Source organism: Microbacterium sp. Root322, assembly GCF_001425645.1.
Classification (GTDB): domain Bacteria; phylum Actinomycetota; class Actinomycetes; order Actinomycetales; family Microbacteriaceae; genus Microbacterium; species Microbacterium maritypicum.
In genome coordinates, this window is sequence record NZ_LMCS01000001.1 from 688,038 (window position 1) to 701,470 (window position 13,433).

Annotated in this window: 10 protein-coding genes and 1 tRNA gene; 2 read left to right on the forward strand and 9 right to left on the reverse strand. The window is 69.0% G+C overall.

The features are described 5' to 3' along the window. Positions 1-34: 34 nt before the first annotated feature. Positions 35-793 (reverse strand): GntR family transcriptional regulator, encoded by a 759-nt coding sequence (locus tag ASC55_RS03305; RefSeq protein WP_055868624.1) that lies wholly within the window; start codon positions 791-793, stop codon positions 35-37. Between the two features lie 151 nt (positions 794-944). On the opposite strand from ASC55_RS03305, the gene ASC55_RS03310 reads away from it, so the two are divergent. Next, entirely contained in the window at positions 945-1,646 is a 702-nt protein-coding gene (locus tag ASC55_RS03310) for an HAD family hydrolase (protein WP_162243037.1), read from the forward strand. Between the two features lie 57 nt (positions 1,647-1,703). Beyond that, the gene (locus tag ASC55_RS03315; RefSeq protein ID WP_235563077.1) at positions 1,704-4,739 is read left to right on the forward strand and encodes a LamG domain-containing protein; all 3,036 of its coding nucleotides are present in this window, start codon (positions 1,704-1,706) and stop codon (positions 4,737-4,739) included. Between the two features lie 146 nt (positions 4,740-4,885). Here ASC55_RS03315 and ASC55_RS03320 read toward each other — a convergent pair. The 8 genes from ASC55_RS03320 to ASC55_RS03355 form a co-directional block, all read right to left on the reverse strand. After that, positions 4,886-4,957 (reverse strand) — tRNA-Gln (locus ASC55_RS03320). A gap of 101 nt (positions 4,958-5,058) precedes the next feature. After that, positions 5,059-6,564: a glutamate--tRNA ligase gene (gene gltX / locus ASC55_RS03325; RefSeq protein WP_055872661.1), complete on the reverse strand. Its 1,506-nt coding sequence runs from the start codon at positions 6,562-6,564 to the stop codon at positions 5,059-5,061. Positions 6,565-6,617: 53 nt separating this feature from the next. Then, positions 6,618-7,307 carry a class I SAM-dependent methyltransferase gene (locus ASC55_RS03330; protein ID WP_235562515.1) on the reverse strand — a complete coding sequence of 230 codons (690 nt, stop codon included), beginning with the start codon at positions 7,305-7,307 and terminating at the stop codon, positions 6,618-6,620. Positions 7,308-7,378: 71 nt separating this feature from the next. Beyond that, positions 7,379-8,638: an MFS transporter gene (locus ASC55_RS03335; RefSeq protein WP_055868634.1), complete on the reverse strand. Its 1,260-nt coding sequence runs from the start codon at positions 8,636-8,638 to the stop codon at positions 7,379-7,381. Continuing rightward, complete coding sequence (locus tag ASC55_RS03340) at positions 8,635-9,411, reverse strand: fumarylacetoacetate hydrolase family protein (RefSeq protein ID WP_017830796.1); 777 nt, start codon at positions 9,409-9,411, stop codon at positions 8,635-8,637. Before ASC55_RS03340 ends, ASC55_RS03335 begins: the two co-directional genes overlap by 4 nt. A 124-nt stretch (positions 9,412-9,535) precedes the next feature. Then, a complete protein-coding gene (locus ASC55_RS03345; protein ID WP_055873161.1) occupies positions 9,536-10,636 on the reverse strand; it encodes a branched-chain amino acid aminotransferase in 1,101 nt (366 codons plus the stop codon). 60 nt (positions 10,637-10,696) lie between these two features. Next, positions 10,697-11,740 (reverse strand): 3-isopropylmalate dehydrogenase, encoded by a 1,044-nt coding sequence (locus ASC55_RS03350; RefSeq protein ID WP_055872666.1) that lies wholly within the window; start codon positions 11,738-11,740, stop codon positions 10,697-10,699. Positions 11,741-11,821: 81 nt separating this feature from the next. After that, entirely contained in the window at positions 11,822-13,357 is a 1,536-nt protein-coding gene (locus ASC55_RS03355) for an MFS transporter (protein ID WP_055868638.1), read from the reverse strand. Between the last annotated feature and the right edge of the window lie 76 nt (positions 13,358-13,433).

The window sequence follows — 13,433 nt, forward strand, 5'->3', positions numbered from 1 at the left end:
CGACGCGGGCCTGGCGCCCGGCCAGGCCCCGGATCTACCGCGAGAACTCGGTACGCGTGAGCGGCGTGCTCTCCCGCGATGCCGTGACCAGGAACGTCACGGCATCCGGAAGGTAGCGATCCTCCCCATACTCGATCGGTTCACCGGCCGAGGCGTAACTCACCCGGCGCACACGCAGCAGCGGGCTCGCGCGACGGACCCCGAGCAGGGTGGCGTCCGCACTGGAGACCGGGACAGCGTCGATGGCGTGCTCGGCGAAGGCGGTCACGACGCCGAAGTCGCGAGTGAGCGCCTCGACGACCGAGGCTTCGTCGTCGGCGATCGCGGCGACCCGATCGGCGATCCAGTCGGGATAGGAGGTGCGCTCCAGCATGACGTCGCGCCCGTCGATGCTGCGCGTCCTCGTCACGCGGAGCACCCGTGCCCTCGGGCTCACCCACAGACGGCGTGCCTCGGCTGCTGTCGCCTCTCCGAACTCCTTGCGTCGCACCAGCCCTCCGGGTGTCATCCCCTTCGACCGCGCCCACTGGGCGAACGACCGCAGCTCTTCGAACGACTGGCTCGGACGCCCCGAACGCACGATCCAGCCCGTGCCCTGAACCGGCGACACCAGCCCTCGCTCCTCGAGCCCCGCGAGTGCTCGGCGCACCGTTCCCCGGGTCGAGCCGTAATGGTGCCCCAGCTTCGTCTCGGACGGAAGCCGGGAATCCGGGGCGAACTCTCCGTCGATGATCCTGGTCATCAGATCGCTCATGATCTCGCGATGGGGGCGCGGGTTCGCCGGTGGCACCATCTCAGACTAGGTGAGCCACGAGGCCCGCGATCGCGCGAACGGGACAGCAGTTCACAGTTGTCCCGCGTGTCGCGCCCGGAGACACCGATCGTTCCGTCGTCGTTCATCTGCGCGCCCTCCTCTGCACACCGTCAGGCGGGGTAATCAACCCGTGACCCCGTCGACGCCCTCCTCCGATCACCGCCCTTCCGCGTGGCCTGCTGCCGTGCTCTTCGACCTCGACGGCACGCTCGTCGACAGCGAGCGGCTGTGGCTCGACGCGATCCGGGCCCGGCTCGCGCTCGACGGCGCGGCGGTCTCGTCTGCACAGCTCGTCGAGTTCGAGGGTCTCTCCAGCATCGACGCCGCCCACGCGCTGATCGAGGTCGGCGGCCTGTCCTCCCGAGCCGCCGAGGTCGCCGCCGACCTCGAGGCGCTCACGATCGACACCTTCGCCGACCGCCTGTCGTGGGTCTCCGGCGCCGAGGAGGCGCTCGGACACCTCCGCGGAGAAGGGATCCGCATCGCGCTGGTGACGAGCTCGACGCGCCGCTGGGTCGATGCGGTCGCCGAAAGCCTCACTCTGGGCGCATTCGACGTCGTCGTCACGGCTGATGACGTGCAGCACACGAAGCCGGATCCCGAGCCCTATCTGCAGGCATTCGATCTGCTCGGCATCGACCCCGGCACCGGTCTGGTGTTCGAGGACTCGGAGGTCGGAGTCCTGGCCGCCGTCGCGGCCGGAGGCCGGGTCGTACAGGTGCGAGCCGACCTGCGCGCCACGAGCGGCGCGACCGCGTGCATCCCCGACCTCCGCCCTGTGACCGCCGCGTGGGTGGCCTCGGTGATGGCCCTCGAGCCCGCACTCCCCTGACCTGCTCGTCCGATCTCTCCCCGTTCGCACCCGACCAACACCCCGTGAGGAAGCTCCATGCTGACCCCTGATGATCCGATGAAGACGCGCCCCCGCCCCGGACCGGCACGGCGCCGTGCTCTGGGCGGAGGGGTGATCGCCGCCGCTGCAGCGCTCACCCTGCTCCTGCCCGCCCTGCCCGCCGCGGCGATCGCACCGATGGCGGACCCCGCCTCCCTTCCTGCCACCGAGCCGATGACCCCGCAGCGCATCGAGGCCGCGAACGACGCCTACAACGATGCGGAGGCGACGCTCGAGTTCATCACGATGTCCGACACCGAGCTCGGCGGCTCCGCCACGGCCGACAAGACATCGGAGCAGGTCGCCTATGAGGGGGCGAAGCCGCACTTCCAGGCGTTGCGCTCCTGGGCAGAGGCGAAGGGGTTCGAACCCCGCGTCGTCGTCGACAACGGCGACGTCGTCGGCGCGAACGATCCCGAGTACTCCGCTCACCTCGCCGGCGACAGCGAGAAGGTCGCCGGCTGGTACCGCGCGGTCGAACGCGTCATGCGCGAGACGTTCCCGGAGTCGCAGGTGCTTCTGACACAGGGCAACCACGACATCGCCGATCTGATGGGCGCGACGTTCGAGGCCGCACGCTCGAACGCGCCCGCCGGTGCGCCGGAGTGGTTCTACCCGAACGCCGACACCGGCTACGTGAGCAACTTCCACACGACGATCGAGGGCATCGACTTCATCGGCCTCGACTACAACGGCACGAACACGTTCGGATACAGCGGCCAGCGCTCCGGCTACCAGGCCTACCTCCGCAGCACGCTCCAGGAGATCGCGGCGAAGCCCGACTACGACCCGGCCTCGCCGATCTTCGTCTCGATCCACAGCGGGTACGCCGGCACCTCGCTGGGTGGCCCCTTCCATGCCGACTACGACATGGCAGGACCCGATCTGCAGCGCATCCTCGCGGACTACCCGCAGGTGATGCTGGGTTCCGCGCACACCCATTTCTCATCGAACCCGGAGACGAGCATCTTCCAGAAGGACTTCACCGTCTACGAGAACGCGTCGATGAACTACATCTACCAAGACGTTCCCGCTGACTTCATCGGCGGCGGCTACTTCGGCGGCAACCAGGGCGATGCCGGCGCCGGGGTCCCGCAGAAGAGCGCGAACTTCGTGTCCGTGCTCGCCGACGGACGCACGGTCATCCGCCGATTCGATGTCACCCATCAGCGGTGGATCGGCATGCCCTGGGTCATCGACACGACCGAGGGCAAGAGCGGCTTCACGTACACCGCGGATCAGCGCAGCACGGTCGCACCATGGTGGGGTGCCGCTGCCGTGACCGCGAGCGACATCGCAGAGGAGTCCCTCACGCTGCGCTTCGACCAGGCGAAGGACGATGAGCTCGTGAACTACTACGAGGTCGAGATCCGCGACCAGGCCGGCAACCCCGTGCCGTTCACCGCGAATCAGGTGCCCGACTTCGGAAGCAACGCCCCGAAGTCCGTCGCCGGATCGTTCAAGGCGTACTCGCGGTTCTACATGACCCCGAACACGATGGGCTTCGACATCCGCGGCCTGAAGGCGGCGAAGAACTACACCGTCACGGTCACCGCCTACGATGACTTCCAGAACGCGTCCGAGCCGCTCACCGGCATCGTGCGCACGGCCGGCGAGCTCGTCTTCCCCGACTTCCCGGAGGTACCGGCGCCTGCGCCGGACGGCGAATTCCTGCACCTCGCCTTCGAGGGCGATCTCGGAGACACCGGCGCACACGCGGGCACGGCTCCCGCGGCGAAGCCGGTCGGATCGGTCTCCTATGTCGACACCGACCGCCCCGGCGCGTCGGGAACGGCGGTGCGCATCGGCGGCGGCGCGAGCAACTACATCGACCTCGGATCCCGCCCCGAGTTCGATCTCGGCACGGACAAGGACCTCACCATCGGCTTCTGGACGAAGGTCACAGGAGTCAGCGGCTACGGCGCGATCATCAGCAACAAGAACTGGGCGAACTGGTACCGCTCCGGCATCAACCTCGCGCCGGAGGGAACCAACACCGGCAAGCTCGAGTTCACCCTCGGCGACGGCACGAACGGCGTATATGCGACCGGTGATGTCGGCGACTACCGGGGTTCGTGGCACCACATGACCGTGACCGTGGATCGCACGCGCAACGTGGCGAGCACTTACCTGGACGGCGTGCTGGCCAAGGAGATGAGCATCGCGGGCATCGGCAGCATGACCAGTGGTCTGAACATGCTCGTGGGCGTCGACGGCAGCAAGAGCTACGGCATCGGTCTCGACATGGACGACCTGCGGATGTGGAACACGGCGTTGACCGGAACCGAGGTCGCCGCCCTGTTCGCGGCGGGCGACTCCACCGCCGAGAACGCCGCGCTCTCCCAGGCCGTGGAGTACGCCACCGAGCTGATGAACGCGAACGAGGTCGAGGCCGCCAACGGCCGGGTCTTCGATCAGACCCTCGGGGAGGCGCTCGCCACCGCGACGTCGAACAGTGCCGCTCTGCTCGCAGGGGAAGCAGCCCCGCTCGACCGACGTGCCGCACCGGCACCGACGAGCGAGCAGCTTCGTACGAGCTTCGATGCACTGAAGGCCGCCGTCGACGCGGTGGAGGCTCAGACCGTGCGCTTCAGCTATCGCACCGAGGTGCGCGGGGGCGCCGTCTCGCCCGCAGAGGGCGTCGCCGATCGTGGGGGCCAGGTGCGACTGACTCTCACCCCGGCGGCCGGTTTCCGGATCGCGGGTTCCACGGTCACGGCCAGCGGCGTCGACAGCTTCGCCATCGAGGGGTCGGACCTGGTGCTGACCGGCGTCCAGAGCAGAGTGCTCGCCTCGGTGGAGTTCGCCGCGGTCGACGCGGGAACGCCTGGAGAGGGCGGCGACGGAGGTACCGGGAACGGAAGCCCCGGCGACGGGCACGGCGCGGACACGAAGCCCGGAGCCGACAGCTCTTCCGACCCCCTGGCGACGACCGGCGCAGACGGCGCGATCGGCTGGGTCTGGACGGGCCTTGCCCTCACTCTGCTGGCCGCGGGCACGTGGCTGTTCCACCTGCGCCGCCGCTCGGCCTGACGCGCCATCACGAAAGCCCTCTGGATCCTGTGCTGACACGGGATCCAGAGGGCTTTCGTGGTCGCGGTGGACACGCGGCCGAACTGCTCTGGCGATACTGGTCCGGAAACGACGAAACCCCCGCCTGAGCGGGGGTTTTCGACTTGCTGGGGTACCTGGACTCGAACCAAGAATAACGGAACCAGAAACCGTCGTGTTGCCAATTACACCATACCCCAAGGGCGAAACCGGAGCCTCGCACCGAGAATCAAGCCTACCCGAGCGGCGGCGGAACACCAAAACCAGTGGGCCGTGATCCGCCGCCCGGGCGCGTCGCGCCTCAGCTGGCGAGGAACGCCGACAGGGAGCGCAGACGACGAAGCGACTCCTCCTTGCCCAGCAGCTCCATCGACTCGAACAGCGGCGGGGAGATCCGGCGGCCCGTGATCGCCACGCGCGGCGGGCCGTAGGCGATGCGCGGCTTGAGCTCGAGCTTCTCGACCAGCTCCGCGGCCAGGGCCTCCTGGATCTTCTCCGGCGTGAACTCCTCCAGCGGCTCGAGCGCGACGACGCAGGCATCGAGCACCTCGGCGGCGTTCGCCGGCAGCCCCTTGAGCGCATCCTCGGCGTAGGTGACCTCGTCGGTGAACAGGAAGCCCACCATGCCGGGGACCTCGCCCAGCAGCTGCACGCGCTCCTGCACGAGAGGTGCGACACGGAACGCCGTCACCAGCTGCTCGTGCGTGGGCTCGTCGAACAGACCGGCCGCGGCGAGGTACGGGATCGTGCGCTCGGCGAAGTCCTTCTCCCCCAGCATCCGGATGTGGTCGCCGTTGATCGATTCGGCCTTCTTCTGATCGAAGCGGGCCGGGTTCGGGTTGACGTTGACGATGTCGAACGCGGCCGTGAACTCGTCGAGCGAGAACACGTCGCGGTCGGGACCGATCGACCAGCCGAGCAGCGCGAGGTAGTTGAGCAGCCCCTCGGGAATGAAGCCGCGGTCCCGGTGCAGGAACAGGTCGGCCTGCGGGTCGCGCTTGGAGAGCTTCTTGTTGCCGGTCTCTCCCAACACCAGGGGCATGTGCGCGAAGCGCGGCACGAACGTCGTGACGCCCGCGTCGATGAGCGCGGCGTACAGAGAGAGCTGGCGTGCGGTCGAGGGCATGAGGTCCTCGCCACGCAGCACGTGGGTGATACCCATCAGGGCGTCGTCGACCGGGTTCACGAAGGTGTACAGCGGCACGCCGTTCGGACGCACGACCACGAAGTCGGGGAACGAGCCGGCGGGGAAGGTGACCTCGCCGCGGATCAGGTCGACGTAGGTGACGTCCTCGTCCGGTACCCGCAGGCGCAGCGCAGGCTGGCGACCCTCGGCGCGGAACGCCTCCTTCTGCTCCTCGGTGAGATCGCGGTCGAAGTTGTCGTAGCCGAGCTGCTTGGCACGGCCTGCGGCCTCGTTGCGCGCGTCGATCTCCTCGGCCGTGGAGAAGCTCTCGTAGAGTGCGCCCGTGGCGATGAGCTTGTCGATCACCTCGCGATAGATGTCATGACGCTCGGACTGCCGGTACGGAGCGTGCGGTCCGCCGACCTCGACGCCCTCATCCCAGTCGATCTTGAGCCAGGTCAGAGCATCGACGAGCTGGCGGAAGCTCTCCTCGCTGTCACGGGCGGCGTCGGTGTCCTCGATGCGGAACACCATCTTCCCGCCGTTGTGACGGGCGTAGGCCCAGTTGTAGAGAGCCGTGCGGACCATGCCGACATGCGGCAGTCCGGTCGGCGAGGGGCAGAAGCGGACGCGGACGTCGGCACCACTGACAGTCGTGGTGAGGGGGTGAGGGGTAGCCATAGCCCTTCGATTCTACGGGGACGGCCGTCGCATCGCGGGTGGGCGGAGGGCCCTCAGGAAAATGGGCTCACAGCCACGGCCGCACGATGCTCGAGCGGGAGCGCGCCGTGCGCAGCGCGCTCATCCACGACGCGCTCGAACGCCGCACGGAATCGCCGACGATCATCGGCGTCGAGACGGGCATAGAGAGCACCGGCCCCGGCGACGCCCCCTTCGACCGAATGCCAGAGCACATCCGGGTCCGCGTTCCAGGTCCAGCCGTGCTCGGTGACGACCACGCGCTCCAGACCCGCGTCCCGCAGCATCCGCGCGAAGCCGTCGGCGGTCCGCTCGAAATCCTCGTCGGCCGGGAGCTTCGCACCGGCGAACGGGGTCACCCTCGCGCGCTCGGTGACCTCCGCCCAGAACCAGGAGGGCGAGAGCGTCCAGGTCGTCGCGACCACGGCGCCACGGCTCACGCGCCGCAGCTCGGCGGCTGACCTGCGCGGAGAGGCGACATGGTTCAGGACGAAGTTCGCGACCACCACATCGACGGCACCGTCGGCGAACGGCAGATCCGGCAGCCCCGCATCGATCGTGTCGACCTGCGGTCGTTCGCGGCGGGACACCCTACGCATCGACTCCTCCGGCTCGCACGCCTGGACGCTCCATCCCGTCTCCGCCCACAGTGCAGCGAGCCTGCCGTCGCCCGCGCCGACATCGAGCAGGCTGCGCCCTCCCGGTGCGCCGAGTGCGCGTTGCATCACCGAGAAGGTCCCTGCGCAGAGTGGGGCGTAGGAAGCGGAATATGCCTCGCCGACGCCGACCCAGTCCTTCATCGGACGCCGGAGCGGGCGAGCGGGGAGAGCGCCACGATCACGACGACCAGGACGAAAGCCGCGATGCCGAGTCCCGAGTACTGGAAGTTCGACAGCACCACACCGGCAAGCACAGACCCGGCGGCAGCCGAGAGGCTCATCAGCGAATCGCTGCGCCCCTGCCTGCGGGTGCGCAGCTCGGGCGCCGAAGCCTCGGTGAGCAGTGCGGCGCCGGCGACCGTCGCCGCGCTCCACCCCAGCCCCAGCAGGATGAGGGCCACCATCACGCCCCACGCCTCCGTACCGGTGAACACGGCGAACGCGAGAGCTCCGGCGAGCAGTACCTGTCCGAGCAGAACGACCTGCAGTCGGCCCCATCGATCGGCCAGCACACCGAAGACCGGGGACAGGGCGTACATGCCACCGACGTGCAGGGCGATCGTGATCCCCACGAGCGCCGAGACATCTGCCGGACTCGCGGCCATGCCCCCGGCGCCGTGGGCCATGTGCGACAGGTGCACGGGAGTCATGGCCATGACCGAGGCCATCACCACATGAGAGCCGGCGATCGCGAAGATCGCATAGCGGGCGACCCGCGGGCGATCCACCGCCACCGTTCCGGCGTCCGCGGTCGACGCCTTCGCGAGCCGCTGGGCCGCCAGAAGCGGATCAGGACGCAGCGCGACGATGTAGAGCAGCAGCGCCGCGCACTGCGCGACGAAGGAGAACAGATACGAGCCCGTCTGCGGTGGCATCCCGACCGCCTGCCCGACGATCTCCCCAGGACCCAGCAGCAGGGGGCCGGCGACACCGCCGATGGTCGTCGACCAGACGACGATCGACAGGTCGCGGCCTCGGTGCTGCGGGGCGGCGAGATCGGTCGCCGCGAATCGCGACTGGAGGTTTCCCGCATTGCCTGCGCCGATCATCAGGATCCCGGCGAGCAGCAGGGGGAAGATCCGCAGGGCAGCGGCGAGGATCACCACCGCGATGCCGACCAGCGCGAACAGGTTGCCGAGCGTGAGCGCGCGGCGGCGTCCGACGCGCGCGGCGAGGCGGGCGAGCGGGATGGCGCACGCCGCCGCTCCCAGCGTCACGGAAGCCGTCGCCAAACCGGAGAGCGCGTCGTTCCCCGAGATGTCGGCAGCAAGAAGCGCGCCGAGCGAGACCGTGGCCCCGAAGGCGATACCGCCGAGCACCTGCCCGAACGACAGCACCAGCACGGTGCGCCGCTGGACCGCCGTCTGCTGCGCCGCCGTCAGGGCGACATCGGTCATGACGCGGGAACGGCGTCGCGCGCGGTGTTGCGCAGAATGCCCAATCCCGAGATCTCGACCTCGACGACGTCACCGGCCGCGAACGTGCCGACACCGGCCGGGGTGCCGGTCATGATGACATCGCCGGGGAGCAGGGTGAACACGGCCGAGGCGTACTCGATGATCGCCGGTACCGAGTGGATCATGTCGGTGAGCGGGGCGTGCTGGCGCACCTCGCCGTTCACGCGCGTCTCGATCGTCGCGTTCGCCGGGTCGAAGTCGGTCTCGATAACCGGTCCCAGCGGGCAGAACGTGTCGAAGCCCTTCGCGCGCGACCACTGACCATCCTTGCGCTGGAGGTCGCGAGCGGTCACGTCGTTGCCAATCGTGTAGCCGAGCACGTAGTCGAGCGCATTCTCGGCCTTGACGTTCTTCGCGATCTTGCCGATCACGACGACCAGTTCGCCCTCGTACTCGGTGCGCTCGGAGAGCGTCGGCCGCACGATCGCGTCTCCGGGGCCGATCACCGCAGTGTTCGGCTTGAGGAACAGCAGGGGCTCCTCAGGGGCCTCTCCCCCCATCTCGGCGGCATGATCGTGATAGTTCTTGCCGACGCAGACGACCTTCGACCGCGGGATCACCGGGGCGAGCAGGGCGGCATCCGCGAGCGGCACCCGAGCGCCGGTGGTCTCGTACCCGGTGAACATCGGGTCCCCGGCGAGCACCACGAGCTCGCGCTCGTCGATGATCCCGTACATGATGGCTTCGTCGTGGCTGAACCGGGCGATCTTCATGGGATCCAGCCTACCGAGCGCGCCCGGCGGTCGCCGAGACCCCCGGCACGCGACGAGACCCACCCTCCCGGAAGAAACACAGAGTGGGTCTCGGCGGGGAGCGTGGGTCTCGGCAACTGGAAACTCAGGCGTCGAGGCGCAGCAGCCAGCCGTGCTTGTCCTCACGGCGGCCGTACTGGATGTCGGTGAGCTCCTCGCGCAGCGAGAGCGCGAGTTCGCCCAGCGGCTGCGGCTCGTCGAACCCGTCGCCCACGAGAGCGCCGATCGGGGTGACGACGGCGGCCGTGCCGCAGGCGAACACCTCCACGATGTCGCCGGACGCGACGCCCTCGCGCCACTCGTCGATCGAGATCGGCCGCTTCTCCACCGTGTAGCCGCGGTCTTCCGCCAGCTGCAGCAGCGAGTCGCGGGTGATGCCCTCGAGGATGCTGTCGGACTCGGGGGTGACGACGCGCCCGTCCTTGAAGACGAAGACGACGTTCATACCGCCGAGCTCCTCGACGTTGCGCTTCTCGTCGAGGAACACGACCTGGTCGCAGCCCTTGGCGCTGGCCTCGCTCTGCGCGAGCAGGCTCGATGCGTAGTTGCCGCCGGTCTTGGCCTTGCCGGTGCCGCCCTTGCCCGCGCGGGCGTACTCCTCGGAGAGCCAGATGCGCACCGGCTTCACGCCACCGGAGAAGTAGGCGCCTGCGGGGCTGGCGATCACGTAGTACGCGACCTTCTGCGCGGCGCGGACGCCCAGGAACGCCTCCTTGGCGAACATGAACGGACGCAGGTAGAGGCTCTGGTCGGCACCCGTGGGCACCCAGCGTCCGTCGACGGCGATGAGCTCGCGCAGCGACTGGATGAAGTACTCGGTCGGAAGCTCCGGCAGCGCGAGGCGGCGGGCGCTGGCCTGCAGGCGCGCGGCGTTGCGGTCAGGGCGGAACGTGTGGATCGAGCCGTCGGCGTGACGGTAGGCCTTGATGCCCTCGAAGATCTCCTGCGCATAGTGCAGCACGGACGCTGCGGGGTCGAGCGGGATCGGGCCGTACGGCTGCACGCGCGGACGGTGCCAGCCGCCCTTGGCCGACCAGCAGATGTCGACCATGTGATCGGTGAAGACCACGCCGAAGCCCGGGTTCTCCAGCACCTCGGCCAGCCGTGCGGGCGACGCTGCGGTCAGGTTCTTCGTGACGGCGAACTCCAGGGGAGCCACGGTCGCCTCGGCATCGATGGTCGTCATCTCATCATCCATTCCTCGTGGGTGGGCGCATCCTCGCGCCCGTTCAGCCTACGCCTGCAGTCAGAGGCGTGCAGTGATCGCGGAGCCGATCTCCGCCGTCGTGCGAGCCGCGGTGCGGGCGGCGATGTCGGCCTCGACCGCCGCGCTCACACGTGCGGATTCCTCGGTGAGGCCGAGGTGGTCCAGCAGCAGCGCGATCGAGAGGATCGCAGCGGTCGGATCGGCCTTCTGCTGCCCCGCGATGTCGGGCGCCGAGCCGTGCACGGGCTCGAACATCGACGGGAAGGCGCCATCGGGGTTGATGTTCCCCGACGCGGCGAGACCGATGCCGCCCGTGACGGCACCGGCGAGGTCGGTGAGGATGTCGCCGAACAGGTTGTCGGTCACGATCACGTCAAAGCGCGAGGGATCGGTGACCAGGAAGATCGTGGCGGCATCGACGTGCAGGTAGTCGACGACGACGTCGGGGTGCTCGGCTGCCACCTCGTTCACGATGCGCTGCCAGATGGCCCCCGCGTGCACGAGCACATTGGTCTTGTGTACGAGCGTCACCTTCTTGCGGCGGCGCTCGGCGAGGTCGAACGCGTAGCGCACCACGCGCTCCACGCCGAAGGCGGTGTTCACCGAGGTCTCGTTCGCGACCTCCTGCGGGGTCCCCTTGCGGATCGCCCCGCCGTTGCCGACGTACGGCCCCTCCGTGCCTTCACGCACCACGACGAAGTCGATCTCACCCGGGTCGGACAGCGGGCCCGGGGCGCCGGCGAAGAGCTTGGACGGCCGCAGATTCACGTAGTGGTCGAGGGTGAAGCGCAGCTTGAGGAGCAGACCGCGCTCGATGTTGGCGTCCTTGAGACGCGGGTCGCCCGGCTTTCCGCCGACCGCGCCCAGCAGGATCGCGTCGTTCGCGGCGATCGCGGCGAGGTCGTCATCGGTGAGGGTCTCCCCCGTGTCGAGGAAACGGCCGGCACCGAGCGAGAAGCGGGTCTTGTCGAAGACCACTCCGCTGTCGGCGGTGACGGCGTCGAGCACCTTCTCCGCCTCGGCGATGACCTCGGGACCGATGCCGTCACCGGGGATGACGGCCAGCTTCACGACACGCGACATGAGACTCCTTGCGCACTGCACGGGGATGGACCGGCCCACGCCCGCCGCGGGGCGAACGAGCCGGTCCTCCCAGCGTACTGGTCAGTGCGAGGGGGCTTTGCGCAGTGTGACGGCGGCGATCACGCCGGCGACGACCACGAGCCCCGCACCGATGAGCGACGTCACCATCACGCCGGAGCCGAACGCCGCGGCTGCGGCATCCCACAACGCGGTGCCGAGCTGATCGGGCAGCTCCTGAGCGGCGGTGTAGGCACCGGCGAGCGTCTCGCCCGCCGCATGCGCGACGTCGGCAGGCAGCCCCTCCGGAAGCACGAGCGCCCCGCGGTAGAAGGCGGTGATGATGCCGCCGAGGACGGCCGTGCCCAGCACGGCGCCCAGTTCGTACGCGGTCTCGGACACGGCACTCGCCGCCCCCGCCTTGGCCGCGGGAGCGCTCGACAGGATCAGCTCGTTGGAGATCGTCTCCGCCGCGCCGATGCCGATGCCGAGCACCACGAACGCCACCACGAGCGGCAGGACACCGTGCTCATGCGTCGTGAACGCCACGATGAGGTATCCGGCCACCGAGAACGCCAGCCCGGCGGGGATGACGATGTGCGGAGGCACCCGACGCGAGACCGGCACGACCGAGAGCCCGGCGACGATCATCGCGAGCATGCCGGGGACCAGTGCGAAACCGGCCATCATCGGTGACAGCCCGAGGACGAGCTGCAGGTGCTGCGACACGAAGTAGAGGAAGCCGACGAGTGCGACGACACTGAGCAGGTTCACCAGGATCGCTCCGGAGAACGAACCGCGACGGAACAGCGCCATGTCGAGCATCGGGCTCTTCACCCGCAGCTGGCGACGGACGAACAGGTAGCCCATCCCGAAGCCGAGCAGTGCCCACGCGCCGGCCGTGAGGCTCGGGCCGTCCACCGCCAGGGACTTGATCGCGTAGACCACCGGGATCATGGTCGCCATCGACAGCGCGATGCTGATCAGGTCGATCCGCCCCGGGTTCGGGTCACGGCTCTCCGGGACCAGCAGCGGCGCGGCGATGAGCAACGGGATGAGCACGGGAACGGCGATCAGGAAGACCGATCCCCAGGCGAAGTGCTCGAGGAGGATGCCGCCCACGATCGGGCCCAGCGCCGACCCGGCGGAGAACGCCGAGGCCCACACCGCGATGGCCATGCGGCGCTGGTCGCGGTTCTGGAAGATCGAACGCAGGAGGGAGAGGGTCGACGGCATCAACATGGCGCCGAAGAAGCCCAGGAGCGCGCGGGCGGCGATGAGCAGCCCGGCGGTCGGCGCGAACGCCGCGAGGGCGGAGACCGCGGCGAAGCCGGTCGCTCCGATCAGCAGCATCCGGCGTCGACCGAAGCGGTCGCCCAGCGTGCCCATCGTGACGAGGAGTCCGGCGAGCACCAGGGGGTACACGTCGATGATCCACAGCTGCTCCGCGCCCGTGGGGGCGAGCGCGATGGAGATCTCGGGGAGCGCGAAGCTCAGCACCGTGTTGTCCACCGAGACCAGCAGCACCGGCAGCATGAGGACGACGAGCGCCGCCCAGCCGCGGGCTCCGACGCGGGGAGCATCCGTCTCTGTCGTCGGGATCGACGCAGTACGGGTCATGGAACACCTCTCAGGATCGTGATCGCACGGTTAGTGAACCGTCCGGATGGTATAGTAACAGAATTCCCTCCCTTCC

What these genes read in the sequence shown, in the direction of transcription:
- gltX (WP_055872661.1), bottom strand. Translation starts at nt 6,564, where the DNA reads ATGGCTACCCCTCACCCCCTCACCACGACTGTCAGTGGTGCCGACGTC.
- ASC55_RS03305 (WP_055868624.1), bottom strand. Translation starts at nt 793, where the DNA reads ATGGTGCCACCGGCGAACCCGCGCCCCCATCGCGAGATCATGAGCGAT.
- ASC55_RS03355 (WP_055868638.1), bottom strand. Translation starts at nt 13,357, where the DNA reads ATGACCCGTACTGCGTCGATCCCGACGACAGAGACGGATGCTCCCCGC.
- ASC55_RS03340 (WP_017830796.1), bottom strand. Translation starts at nt 9,411, where the DNA reads ATGAAGATCGCCCGGTTCAGCCACGACGAAGCCATCATGTACGGGATC.
- ASC55_RS03350 (WP_055872666.1), bottom strand. Translation starts at nt 11,740, where the DNA reads ATGTCGCGTGTCGTGAAGCTGGCCGTCATCCCCGGTGACGGCATCGGT.
- ASC55_RS03330 (WP_235562515.1), bottom strand. Translation starts at nt 7,307, where the DNA reads ATGCAACGCGCACTCGGCGCACCGGGAGGGCGCAGCCTGCTCGATGTC.
- ASC55_RS03315 (WP_235563077.1), top strand. Translation starts at nt 1,704, where the DNA reads ATGCTGACCCCTGATGATCCGATGAAGACGCGCCCCCGCCCCGGACCG.
- ASC55_RS03335 (WP_055868634.1), bottom strand. Translation starts at nt 8,638, where the DNA reads ATGACCGATGTCGCCCTGACGGCGGCGCAGCAGACGGCGGTCCAGCGG.
- ASC55_RS03345 (WP_055873161.1), bottom strand. Translation starts at nt 10,636, where the DNA reads ATGACGACCATCGATGCCGAGGCGACCGTGGCTCCCCTGGAGTTCGCC.